The 12,428-nt window shown below is 64.4% G+C and carries 10 protein-coding genes; 8 read left to right on the forward strand and 2 right to left on the reverse strand.

Features of this window, described 5'->3' with window-relative positions; all coding sequences use genetic code 11:
* Window positions 1-18: 18 nt before the first annotated feature.
* From JAB1_RS10425 to JAB1_RS10440, 4 genes are all read left to right on the forward strand, one after another.
* A complete protein-coding gene (locus JAB1_RS10425; RefSeq protein ID WP_070279779.1) occupies window positions 19-1,230 on the forward strand; it encodes a hypothetical protein in 1,212 nt (403 codons plus the stop codon).
* Window positions 1,231-1,238: 8 nt separating this feature from the next.
* Complete coding sequence (locus JAB1_RS10430) at window positions 1,239-2,417, forward strand: HupE/UreJ family protein (RefSeq protein WP_070279910.1); 1,179 nt, start codon at window positions 1,239-1,241, stop codon at window positions 2,415-2,417.
* A gap of 109 nt (window positions 2,418-2,526) precedes the next feature.
* Window positions 2,527-3,378 carry an aldo/keto reductase gene (locus tag JAB1_RS10435; RefSeq protein WP_070279780.1) on the forward strand — a complete coding sequence of 284 codons (852 nt, stop codon included), beginning with the start codon at window positions 2,527-2,529 and terminating at the stop codon, window positions 3,376-3,378.
* A 12-nt stretch (window positions 3,379-3,390) separates the two neighbouring features.
* On the forward strand, window positions 3,391-4,518 hold the full coding sequence (locus JAB1_RS10440; RefSeq protein ID WP_070279781.1) for an aldo/keto reductase: 1,128 nt from the start codon (window positions 3,391-3,393) through the stop codon (window positions 4,516-4,518).
* Here JAB1_RS10440 and JAB1_RS10445 read toward each other — a convergent pair.
* On the reverse strand, window positions 4,505-5,050 hold the full coding sequence (locus JAB1_RS10445; RefSeq protein ID WP_070279782.1) for an RNA 2'-phosphotransferase: 546 nt from the start codon (window positions 5,048-5,050) through the stop codon (window positions 4,505-4,507). The two genes, JAB1_RS10440 and JAB1_RS10445, sit on opposite strands and share 14 nt — an antisense overlap.
* 17 nt (window positions 5,051-5,067) lie before the next feature.
* A complete protein-coding gene (locus JAB1_RS10450; RefSeq protein ID WP_083299662.1) occupies window positions 5,068-7,140 on the reverse strand; it encodes a TonB-dependent receptor in 2,073 nt (690 codons plus the stop codon).
* A 431-nt stretch (window positions 7,141-7,571) separates the two neighbouring features.
* Here JAB1_RS10450 and JAB1_RS10455 point away from each other — a divergent pair, with 431 nt between their 5' ends.
* The 4 genes from JAB1_RS10455 (at window position 7,572) to JAB1_RS10470 (ending at window position 12,283) form a co-directional block, all read left to right on the forward strand.
* Entirely contained in the window at window positions 7,572-8,846 is a 1,275-nt protein-coding gene (locus tag JAB1_RS10455) for an alpha-xenorhabdolysin family binary toxin subunit A (protein WP_070279783.1), read from the forward strand.
* A 69-nt stretch (window positions 8,847-8,915) separates the two neighbouring features.
* Window positions 8,916-10,172 (forward strand): alpha-xenorhabdolysin family binary toxin subunit A, encoded by a 1,257-nt coding sequence (locus JAB1_RS10460; protein ID WP_070279784.1) that lies wholly within the window; start codon window positions 8,916-8,918, stop codon window positions 10,170-10,172.
* Window positions 10,173-10,244: 72 nt separating this feature from the next.
* The gene (locus tag JAB1_RS10465; protein ID WP_070279785.1) at window positions 10,245-11,264 is read left to right on the forward strand and encodes a hypothetical protein; all 1,020 of its coding nucleotides are present in this window, start codon (window positions 10,245-10,247) and stop codon (window positions 11,262-11,264) included.
* Window positions 11,261-12,283, forward strand: coding sequence for a hypothetical protein (locus JAB1_RS10470; protein WP_034782363.1), 1,023 nt, complete (start codon window positions 11,261-11,263; stop codon window positions 12,281-12,283). Before JAB1_RS10465 ends, JAB1_RS10470 begins: the two co-directional genes overlap by 4 nt.
* Window positions 12,284-12,428: the final 145 nt, after the last annotated feature.

Here is a 12,428-nt window from a genome sequence, read left to right on the forward strand (position 1 = left end):
CCGTCGATGGCGTCCACGATGAAAACACCGATTGCCCTGCTGTGCGCCTGCCTGCCGATGCTGGCATGGGCCGCTCCCTACACGCCGAAAGACGGCAGCGCCGTCATCGAGCAGCTGCCGCGCCGCGCCGATGCCGCGCAGCTGGCCTTGCGCGGCTTGCGCCAGCAACTGAATGACACGCCGCGAGACCTGGCCCTGGCCACCAGCCTGGCCCAGCGCTACATCGCCCTGGCCCGCAGCGAAACGGACCCGCGCTACCTGGGCTACGCGCAAGCGGCGCTGGCGCCCTGGTGGCGGCAGGCGGCGCCGCCCGTCCCCGTGCGCCTGCTGCGCGCCACCATTTTGCAAAGCACCCACCAGTTCGGCCCGGCCCTGCAAGACCTCGAGGCCGTCATCGCGCAGCAGCCGCAAAACGCCCAGGCCTGGCTGACGCGCGCCACCGTCCTCACCGTGCAGGGCGACTACACCCAGGCGACCGCCAGCTGCGCCCGGCTGTCGGCATTGACGACACAGCTGGCCACCTTCACCTGCCTTGCCAATATCGCCAGCGTCACGGGCCGCGCCGCCAGCAGCGAGCGCCTGCTGGAACTGACCCTGCAACGCAGCGCCGGCGCGGCACCCGAGCTCGATAGCTGGGCCTTGACCCTGCTGGCGGAAATGGCCACGCGGCGCGGAGAGTCCACGCTGGCCGAAGCGCGCTACACCAGGGCGCTGGCGCAGCAGCCACGCGACAGCTATCTGCTGGGCGCCTACGCGGATTTCCTGCTCGACCGCAAGCGCCCGCAGGAAGTCGCCCGGTTATTGAAGGAGCAGCAGCGCATCGACGCCCTGCTGCTGCGTTACGCACTGGCCCTGCAAGCGTTGCCCGGCCAGCAGACGGCCTTCCAGGCGGCCAAGGCGGAACTCGCGGCCCGCTTCAACGCCGCCATGCAGCGCGGCGACACCGTGCACCAGCGCGAACAGGCCCGCTTCGCCCTGTTTTTGCAACAGGATGTGCCGGCTGCCCTGCAACTGGCGCAGAAGAACTGGGCCATCCAGAAGGAAGTGTCCGACATGCGCATCTTGCTGGAAGCGGCCCTGGCCGCGCGCAACTACGCCGCGGCGCAACCGGTGCTGGCCTGGGTGGCGGCGCATGGCGTGGAAGACGTGGCCCTGCAGCGGCTCTCCAGGCAGCTGGGGCCGCAGGATGCGCAAAAGCTTAGCGCCGCAAAGAAAGCAGGTGCGCTGTGAACACCCGCATGCTCGCGTTGCTGCTCACCCTGTCCGCCTGGCTGGCCCCCGCGCAGGCGCACAAGCCCAGCGACAGTTATTTGAGCCTGGCCGTGCACGGCCAGCAGATCGAAGGGCAATGGGACATCGCCCTGCGCGACCTCGATTTCGCCATCGGGCTCGACGGCAATGGCGACGGCGCCCTGACCTGGGATGAAATCCGCGCGCGCCACGACGCCATCGCCGCCTACGCGCTGCAGCGCCTGCAGCTGGCCAGCGACGAGGGCGTCTGCCCCTTGAAAGCCGTCGAACAGCTGATCGACAGCCACACGGACGGCGCCTACAGCGTGCTGCGCTTTGCGGCCGCCTGCCCCGGCAACGCCGCGCCAGCCACCTTAAGCATCGGCTACACGCTGTTCGCCGACCTCGATCCGCAGCACAAGGGCCTGTTCAAGATCGCCAGCGGCGGGGCCACGCAAACGGCCATCTTCGACCCGGATAGCCCACGCCAGACGATTTCCCTGGCCGCGCCCGACCGCCTGGCGCAGTTCGGCGCGTATGTGAAACACGGCATCTGGCATATCTGGATCGGCTACGACCATATTCTGTTTTTGCTGTCCTTGCTGCTGCCGGCCGTGCTGCTAAAAAGTCCAAATGACACGGACCGTTTAAACCCAATGGCGGAGAGCCGGGGTCGGACCCTGAGGGTCCGACCCCAGACTTTGCATCTGGGTTTGAACGCAGCGTTTATTGACGTTTTTAAAGTCGTCACGGCATTTACCCTGGCCCACTCCATCACACTGAGCCTGGCCAGCCTGTCGCTCGTCTCGCTGCCGTCGCGCTGGGTGGAATCGGCGATTGCCGCTTCCGTGATCCTGGCCGCGCTGAACAACCTGCTGCCCCTGTTCCACGGCAAGCGTCCCGTGGCCGCCTTCGCCTTTGGCCTGATCCACGGTTTCGGCTTTGCCAGCGTGCTGCGCGACCTGGGCTTGCCGCAAGGCTCGCTGCTGGCCAGCCTGCTGGGTTTCAACGTGGGCGTGGAACTGGGCCAGCTGGCCATCGTCGCCGCCTTCCTGCCGCTCGCCTGGCTGCTGCGCAAGACCTGGCTGTACCGGCAAGTGCTGACCGTCGGCTCGCTGGCCATCGCGCTGGTCGCTTGCGTGTGGCTGGTGGAGAGAATTGCCGATATCAAGCTGATCAGCGCATGAGCGGGGCGATTCATTAGCCTCGCTAATAAGACCATGCCGATTCCAACGGCTTATCAACGAGTGGCTGACGCCGTAAAGTAGCTCCTGTCAATGATTGAAGGAGCCAGCCATGAACCGCTTCACCCTGAATAACGGCATCAGCATGCCCGTCGCCGGCTACGGCGTCTTCCAGATTCCCGACCCCGCAGAATGCGAACGCAGCGTGATCGACGCCATCGCCGCCGGCTACCGCCTGATCGACACAGCCGCGTCCTATATGAACGAGGCGGCCGTCGGCAAGGGCATCGCCCACAGCGGCGTGGCGCGCGAAGAGCTGTTCGTCACCAGCAAGCTGTGGGTGCAGGACACGGGCTATGAACGTACGCGCGACGCCATCGAGCAGTCGCTGCAACGCTTGCGGCTCGATTATCTCGATTTATTCCTGATCCACCAGCCGTTTGGCGACGTGCACGGTTCCTGGCGCGCCATGCAGGACGCTTATCGCGGCGGCAAGCTGCGCGCCATTGGCGTCAGCAACTTCCAGCCCGACCGGCTGATGGACCTCATCGCCTTCAACGACATCGCGCCCGCCGTCAACCAGATCGAGATCAACCCTTTCCACCAGCAGGCGGACAGTGTGGCTTTCATGCTCGAGCACGGCGTGCAGCCGCAGGCGTGGGCGCCATTTGCCGAGGGCCGCAACAACCTTTTCCACAATGAGTTGCTGCTGGGCATCGCCGCCAGACACGGCAAGTCCGTGGGCCAGGTCGTCCTGCGCTGGCTCACGCACCGGGGCATCGCCGTGCTGGCCAAGACCGTGCGCCGCGAGCGCATGGCGGAAAACCTGGCCATCGACGATTTCGACCTCGATGAAGCGGACATGGCCGCCATCGCCACCCTGGAAACGGCTACCAGCAGCTTCTTTTCGCACCGCGACCCGGCCATTGTCCGGTGGATGGCCGAACGCACGCTTGATATTTAAGGGAAAGCACATATGCCAACAGAAGATACAAGCACGGGCCGCCGCGGCTTCCTGCTGGCGGCCGGCAGCCAGGCCGCCACGCCATTGATCAGCTCGGCGCAAGGCCAGGTGGTGCAAACGACAGTGGCCGGGCGCCGCAAGCTGGGCACGCTGGAAGTATCGAGCGTGGGCCTGGGCGTGCAAAACATGAGCCGTACCTACCAGACAACCGTGCCCCGCCGTCCGGAGATGCACAAGATTATCCGCACGGCATTCGAGCGCGGCGACACCTTCTATGACGCGGCCGAGGCGTATGGTCCGCACGAGGTGGAACGCATCCTCGGCGAAGGCGTGGCACCGTTCCGCGACCAGATCGTCATCGCTTCCAAATTCGGCTGGGATATCGACCTGGAAACGGGCGAGCGGCGTCCGGGCCGCAACAGCCGTCCGGCGCACATCAAGCTGGCCGTGGAAGGCATGCTCAAACGCCTGCGCACGGACCGCATCGACTTGCTGTACCAGCACCGGGTCGACCCGCAAGTGCCGATCGAGGACGTGGCCGGCGCCGTGCAGGACCTCATGCAAGAAGGCAAGGTGCTGCACTGGGGCTTGTCGGAAATGGGCTTGAACACCTTGCGCCGCGCCCATGCGGCCCTGCCCGTCAGTGCCGTGCAAAGCGAATACTCGATGCTGTGGCGGGGGCCGGAAGACGGCGTGCTGGCCCTGTGCCAGGAACTCGGTATCGGCTTCGTGCCGTGGAGCCCGCTGGGCGTGGGCTTCCTGGCAGGCGCCATCGATGCCCGAACGCGCTTTGCCGATGGCGACATCCGCAAGATCGAATCGCGTTTTTCACCGGAGAACCTGCCGCACAACCTGGCGCTGGCGGCCCTGGTGAATAGCTGGGCCACGCGCAAGCAGGTGACACCGGCGCAGATCGCCCTGGCCTGGCTGATGGCGCAGCGGCCGTGGATCGTGCCGATTCCCGGCACCACGCAGATGGCGCACATGCTGGACAATATCGGTGCGGCGGGTGTGCGCTTGACGGCGGCGGAGGTGGCCGAGCTGAACCAGGCCGTCGCGGCCATTGCTATCCGGGGCGCGCGCCTGCCCGACGCCGTGCTGGCCTATTCGGGCGTGGAAGCGCCCCTCAGGGAAAAGTGATGAAGGTCTGCGGCACGGCGTCAGTCAGCCATACGCCATTGTCGGACACATAAAACACGTGGCCCTGCGCCCGCATGGCGGCCGCATCCACCGTCAGCACGACGGGCTTGCCATGGCGCCCGCCGACAGCCACGGCCGTTTCGTGCTTGCTGGACAGGTGCACATGGTTGCGCGACCCCGGCAGCAGGCCGCCGGCGCGGATCGCCTCGACAAAACGGCTGGCCGTGCCGTGATACAGCATGGCAGGCGGCGTAGTGGGCGGCAAGGCGATATCGACGGCCGCCAGCGAGTGGCCCTGGTTGGCGCGGATGCGCAAGCCGTCGTCGCTGATGGCGTAGCGCGTCTTGCTGTCGTGCGCCACCACGTCATCCAATTGTTCACGGGAAATCCGGCGCCCATGTTGCGCCGCCAGCGCCAGCAGCTGGCCGATGTCGGCCCAGCCGTGGGGATCGAGCGCGAGGCCGATTTTTTCAGGCGCGTGGCGCAGGATGAGGGAAAGGAATTTGCTGGTATTTACCAAATGATCTGTCATGCCCCAGTCTACCGTTATCAGAACGCATATGACAAGGTCAGGCGCGCGGAACGGGGTTCCACCGGATGAAAATGCCGGTCATTCACCCCGTCCGCCCCCTCGCCGGGCAGGCGCGACGCATAGTAATAATCGATGTCGCTGGCGCGCTTGTTGAACAGGTTGAACACGTCGAGCGAGATGCGCGTCCTGCGGTTCAGCTGATACGCCACGCGCGCATACGCCAACGTGGTCGAGGCGGAGCGCACGCTATTGTCCTCGATCAAGGGACGGGGGCCGAAATAGCGCAGCTGGAAGGCGCCCGACCACGGCCCCTGGTCCGTCACCGTCACGCCAAATGAGGCCACCTTGTCGATTGAGCCCGGAATGAAATTGCCGGCCGTATCATTTTCCGTATAGCGCGAGCGCGAGGCGGCCAGGTCCAGGTCGAACAGCAGCCACGGGGCCGCAATATAATGGTTGTTCCACTCGATGCCGTGGCGGCGGCTGGCGCGGCTCGGCTCCGTTACGCCCGCATCGCCCACGAACAGCAATTCCGACGCGATATCGAGGCGCCACAGGGCCAGCGAGCTTTGCAGTCCCGGCAGCCATTCCGTGCGCGCGCCCAGTTCCATGCCTTTGCTCGGTACCAGAGGGGTGACGGGCGTGGCGGCCTCGCCATCGGGCAAGCGCGTCTGCGTCGTGCCGCGTGCATCGTTGCTATGAAAACCTTTTCCATAGTTCACGAAGAATTCCGTCTTGCTCCATGGGCCAAGGATCAGGGACAGCTTCGGCGAGACCACGTGATCGTTCGCCGCGCCGCTGTTGCCGGCTATGCTGCTGTTGACATTGAAACGGTAGGCGTCGTAGCGCAAGCCCGCCACCGAGCGCAGCCAGGGCAGCCATTGCACGGTGTTTTCGCCATACAGGCCGATGCTGGCCTCGCGCACCCGGTCTTCGCGCACAGTACTCTGCCGTACCCGTTCCACCGTGGTGTACAGGCCCACGGGCGACAGCCTGTCGTAGCGCGCCTGCACGCCGACCTTGTTGCGCATGGGCAGTCCCGCCAACTCCGTGCTCCAGCTTTCGGCCGCATTCACGCCCGCCACCGTGCGCCGCTCGTTTTGCTGGAACTGGTCGCCGGTGGCCGGGTTGGCCAGGAAGTAGGTGAAATCGCTGTTGAGTTCCAACTGTGAACGGATCAGGTAAGCGTCCAGCTCGAACAAGCGGTTCTGCGTGCGCTGGCGCATGGCGTAGGACAGGCTGGTGCGCGAAGTATCGCCGCCGTCGCTGGGCGCCAGGCTGCCGAAACGCCCGATCTGGCCCGATGCCACGGCGCGCAGCGGCACCTGGTCGGTGGCGTTCCAGCTATTCTTGTACGCCATCGCCGTCACACTGAAACCGTTGTCCGGCGTGCCCTGGCTGTAGCGCAGCACGCCGCTATATTTGCGCACCCTTTCCGGCACATCCCAGGGGCCGTTGTTGCGGTTGACTTCCAGGCCGTACAGCAAGGTGCCTTGTCCTGCTGCAAAGGAATCGGCCACGACGCCGCGCACATAGCCATGCTGGCCGACGGACACGCTGGCCTGGCCCTCCGGCAATTTGTCGGCCAGGCGGATGCGCGCGCTGCCTGCCGAGGAAAAATCACCTTCGCTGGCGAAATACGGCCCCTTCTTGTAGTCGATGCGCTGCACCAGTTCGGGAATGAGGAAATTGAGGTCGGAATAGCCTTGCCCATGGGCATGCGTGCGCATGTTGACGGGCATGCCATCGACATGCGTGGCGAAATCCGTCCCGTGGTCGAGGTTAAAACCGCGCAGGAAATACTGGTTGGCCTTGCCGTCGCCGCTGTGCTGGGTAACGATCAATCCCGGCACGAATTCCAGCAGCTCCCCCGTGCGCAAGGCGGGCCGGTTGACGATCAGTTCGCTGGTGATGACGCCCTGGCTGGCCGCGTCCGACGTGCCGACGGCGTTGTCGTAGTGGCCCGTCACGCGTACGGTGCGCGCTTCATTGGCAACGGCATCGGGCACCGCGGCGGCAAGCGGCTGCGCCCATGCGCTGGCCTGGATGGCCAGCCAGGCCAATGCCAAAGGGATTTTTCTGGATTGCATCTCTTCTCCCGTTCATCCTGAAAACAACTGCTTGTGGCCCGCCCCTGAAGATACGCAAAACACCGGCGTTCGGATTCAAACATTTGCGCAAAATCAAGCTGCAAAACACATGTTTTCAAACAACGAAATAAATCGAGGCGAGTTATCTTTAGAGAGAATGTCGCCATATAAAAAGTGCATACTACCTGTCAGAATCCGCGCACAAGACCGGCCCGCCAGCATCTCCTGCCATGCCTGCCGCTCTTTCGCCCGCGCCGCTCCGCCGCGCGCATCAGGGCTGTCGCTGTGATTTCGCCGTCTACGCGACGCCCTGCCATGTCGACCACGCAGGCTGGCGCAGCTGCGGCAAAGTCTTTGGTTTTTTCCATATTGTCAGACACCGGCACGCCTGCACGGCGCGGCCTGGCGACCACTTTGAACTGGAGAACTACATGACATTGTTCCTGCCCTCTTCCACTCTGCTGACACCGGGCGACAATCCGGATGGCCAGCGCTTCGTGCTGGCCTCGCAGCAATGGATCGACTTGCAGACGCGCATCCAGGCCGTGCTGGCCCTGCCGTCGGATATCGGCGAATACGAACAGCGCTACGGCGACGCTTCGTCCGGTTCGCAAATGAAGGAATGCTTCGACGCCATGCGCAAGCTGCGCCAGACGGCCGAGCGCTACGGCAGTCCCAGCAGCCTGCGGGCAAAGATCCTGCACGATCCGAATTTCCTGGCCAACGGCACGCGCCCGAAAAACGATGCCTTTTCCGCCACCGTCTGGACCGTGGAGCGGGCGCACCGCGATGCCTTTACGCTGTCGTCGACCTTGCGCAGCATCCCGGAAATGGCGCGCCACGAATCGGCGGCCGACGCCACGGCCGGTATCCGGAGCCTGTTCCTCGACAATGGCCAGATACTCGACAATATGCAGGACACCATCGCGAAAATCGGCGAGTTGATCGCGGAGTTCGAACACATCGAAACAGCGCTGGACGACGCCCAGTTGCTGATGCGCACCTTCACCGAACGCTCATCCAAGACGCGCACTGAACTCGACAAGGAAATCGGCGCCCTGGGACAGAAAATCGGCGAACTGGAGCGCGCGCGCGACGCCGCCTATTCGAAATGGCTGGCATTGACCATTTCTGCCTGCATCGTGCCCGCCGTCATCGGCATCATCGGCATTGCCATCATGGTGATCCTGGCCGTGCCCACGGGCGGCGGCAGCTTTGCCATCGGTTCGGCCGTCACGGGCGGCGGCGTGGCCCTCTCCGCAGCGGCGCTGGGCGCGGCGGCCGGCGTGGCGCGCGGCAAATACGATGGTCTGGTACAGGAAGTGCACGAGCAGAGCGCCTTCCTCGCCAAGCGCGCGTGCTATCGCAGCGACCTGGGCGCGCTCGATGAACTGATGAAATTCTCGCTGCCGGCATCCAACGGCATCCTGGGCCAGTTGCGCAGCGTGCAAGCGGCCTGGAGCGCATCGGCGCGAGAACTGGGCGCGCGCGCCAGCGATTTGAGCGTGGACAACCTGCACACCGGACCATGGCTGCGCGAAGCCGAGATGGTCAAGGCTGCCGATGGCTGGCGCACGCTCGACAACGCCTTGAAGGCGTTTGTTACCGGGTCCTTTGTCGATGCCAATCTGATCGGCTTTGGCGCCAGCTTGCCGCCAGACCAGCCCGACTGGCAGCAGCAACTGACGGCCAGGCTCGCCGCCTGACGCCAGCGTTTTCAGTAGCTGTTTTCCGTACTTCCACGCAGTCTGACCTGATCACTGAAGGGAACTACCATGAGTGTTACCGCTATTAATACCGCCGCCACGCCATCGATCGACCCGCCGCCAGGCTTGACCACGCCGGCCAATCCCCAATCCGGACAAAAGAGCCAGTTTGCCCTGTTCAGCGATAGCTGGATCGAATTGCAAGCCTATGTGGGCTCGGCCACCGAATTGCCCATCACCAAAGGCGATTTCGAAAGCAAGTACGGCGCCGTCGATGGCTCGCAGACGGTACTCGATTGCATCGGCGCAATGAAAAGCGTGCAAAACGCCTCCACCGAATTCGGCAACCCGAAAAGCCTGCGCGCGGCCCTGATCAAGAATCCCGGCCTGCTGGCCACGCCGACGCCGCCGACAGAAATCTACACGCACACAGTATGGCTGGGCCAGCGCGTGCATGACACCTCGACCAAGCTGGTGAGCGGCTATCAAAGCGTGCTGGATGAACTGCCGGGCCTGCCGCCCAAGGAACAGGTGGAGAACCTGAAAGCCTATCTGTTCGACCAGACCATGGGGCCGATACCGCTGGCGCAAAAAATGTCGGCCGAAGTGGCGGTACTGATCAAGAAGCTGGGTCTGTTCGAACAGAAAATGAATGAATACAACAGCAAGCTGCAGGCATTTACCAGCAGTTCGTCGACGATGATCGCCAATGTCAACCGCACCATCGGCGGCCTGGAAACGAAGATCGTGGAACTGGAGAAACTGCGCGATGCCGCCTACAAGGCCTGGCGCGACTTCACCATCGCCGCCGTCACGGCATCCGTCGGCTGCGCGCTGATCGGCGGCCTGCTGGCGCCGTTCACGGGCGGCGTCTCGCTGCTGGTGGGCGGCGCAGCCGCCATCGCCGCCGGCGTCGGGCTGGGCATCAAGGCGGCGCAGAACCGTGCCGCCTACAACGAATATTGCACGCAGATCAGCAGCCAGACGCAGGAATTGCAAAAGAAACAGCGGCTGCGCAGCGACCTGGGCGACTTCAACACGCAGATGGCGCGCGTGGGGCCGGCCATGTCCAAATTCCTCGGCAACCTGCAAACGGTGGAAGGCGTGTGGGTGCAGATGAATACGGACATGATCACGCTGGGCAACAGCATCACGGAATCGAACGTGGGCAGCATGCCTTTCCTCGTCAAGGCGAAAGCCAAGCTGGCCATCGATTCCTGGCAAGCCATCGATGACAGCGCCAAGCAGTTCACCGTGCAATCGCTGGTCGACTACGACAACCTCGCATTCGGCCAGCACCTGTCGGAAAACCAGCGCGCCGCTTGATGACAGTTGCCCTCCGGCTCAGGCACCGGGGGGCAAACATACCGATCGTTGGCTTCTAGAAAGGCAAACACCATGTCGAGACAATTCGGATATCCGCTGGCAGTGCAACAGGCGGCGCTGCGGCAAGCTGTTGATGAGGGCAATCCCCATCTGGCGTTTGAAGGCGGCAGCGCCTGGGATCACCTCACGTACTACCTGGTCCAGGCGGACAAGCTGCAGCCCGGCCCGGACCAGCCGCTGGCAGCGGCGGCGCAAGCCGTAGCGGACGAGGCGGCCCGCTTTGGCACGCCGCAAAGCTTGCGCGCCCTGCTGGCCACATCGCCTGACGCCCTGGCGCAGAATACGCCGCCGGCCATGCTGTACGCGTGCCTGGTGTGGTTTGTCTTGCGCCTGAAAAATGCCGCTGCCAGCATGCTGTCGTATCAGCAATCACTGCTGGAGGCGGGTGTTGGCGCCAGCGACAGGCGCGAAGTACTGCATGCGCTGGGACCGATGGTGGAAGAAGCGCGCGCGTCCATTGCTCCCCTGCTGCAAGGCTTGAACAAATGGAAGGATGGCGTCTTGCCGGCGAATGCGGCGCTGGCCCGGCTGGCAGCACAGACGGGCACCGATCTGCAGGCACAGCAAGAGGCGCTGGGGCGCTTGCTGGCATCCATCGCATCGATAGAGGAACAATTGGCGCACCTGGGCCTGTTCAGCGGGCACAAGAAAAAGGAACTGGAGGCGCAGTTGCACGCCTTGCGCGAGCAGCTGACGCGCGACACGGCGCTGTCCGAGCAGCTGCGGCTGCAACTGGAAGGCGTCAACCTGTTGCTGGCCAATGGCGGCTGGCTGGAAGCGGCTATCGATGAGCTGATCCACTGGCTGGATGGCTTGCGCACCGCGTGGAGCGCTCTCGGCTCCGGTACGACCCAGCTTGCGGCCGACGCCAGCGACGCTGAACTGGGCAACGACAGCTGGCTGGCGCAAACACTGGCCACCGCCATGGCCTTTCCCCTGTGGCAGGCGCTCATCACCGCCGCGCAACGCTACGCCAGCAACGCGCTGGTCGACTTCCCCGCGCCGCCTGACGCGACGGGACGGCAGCCATGAAGCGCGCCGCCGCACGCCTGCTGCATCTGCTGGCCATGGCCACCCTGGCGCTGGGGCTGCTGCATGCGCCCGCCATGGCGCAAAACAGCAACACCGCCGCGCTGGAAAACGCGCTGCGCCAACTGGCGCAATTCCAGCGCGAAGTGGCGAATATGCGCAATGCCGTGCGCCAGCCCCTGGGGCCGTACCCGCTGTACACGCAGTGCAGCTGGTGCAGCGAGCATGCGTGGTGGGGCCTGGGCATGTGCACCAAGACGACCACGGAAACATGGTCGCAGAATGTCGATTTCACATGGACGCGCAACCAGCTCGATCAAGTGCTGGCCCGCGCCGAACGCGATGCGGGCAACCTGGGCGCGGCATATGCTCCCACCCAGGCGTGGATAGACAGCTTGCCGGCCTTTAGCCGCGCCTTTGACGCGAACGCCGACCGCGTGCTGGCGGTGCAGGAGCAGATTCGCCAGGGGATCGGACCCAACGACCAGCAGCGGCAAACGGCGACGCAGGCGCTGCAACAGCTGAGCAGCGACATGGAGCGCAGTTCGGCCCAGCTGAAGGCGGGCACGCAGGCGCTGGCGGTGTCGCTGCAGCAGCAAAGCGCCTATCGCGAACAGATCCGCCTGGCCATCGAGGGTGCCGACCGCTCGGCCCAGGAAGCGCTGCGGCAGATTGAACAGGCGGCCCAGTCACATCACTGCCAGGATGGCTTGCCGCAAAAGTTCAATGCCATCCGCGACGACTTCAAGCGTTCGATCCAGAGCATTTCGGCAGCTTTCCAGCAGCTCGATAACAGCAGCCGCGGCGCCGAGACCGGCCTGGCAGCACTGCTGGGCGCTGTCGTCACCTCGCAGACCGACATGCAATCCATCCTCGACCTGCTCAAGGCGGCGCAGAACGACAAGCTGGGCAGTTTCCTCGAGCGGCTGCACCTGAATGCGGCGAAACAGCAATGGCATGACCTGGCCAATGCCTATACGCGGGTGGCGCGCGAAGCGGCGCTGGCGCAAGGAGGCGGCTGACAAAGACTGACACTGCCGGGATGCCGCCGCTTTGCGCTGTCTCAATGCCACGGCCGCCCTGTTTCCTATGATGAGCATATGCAGCTTGTGCAATGCCGCATCCATTGGGGGGGGGGGCCGGTGGGCAAATCGGATACCAGCAGCG

This window comes from Janthinobacterium sp. MP5059B (genome assembly GCF_001758645.1).
Taxonomy (GTDB): Bacteria; Pseudomonadota; Gammaproteobacteria; order Burkholderiales; family Burkholderiaceae_D; genus Janthinobacterium; species Janthinobacterium lividum.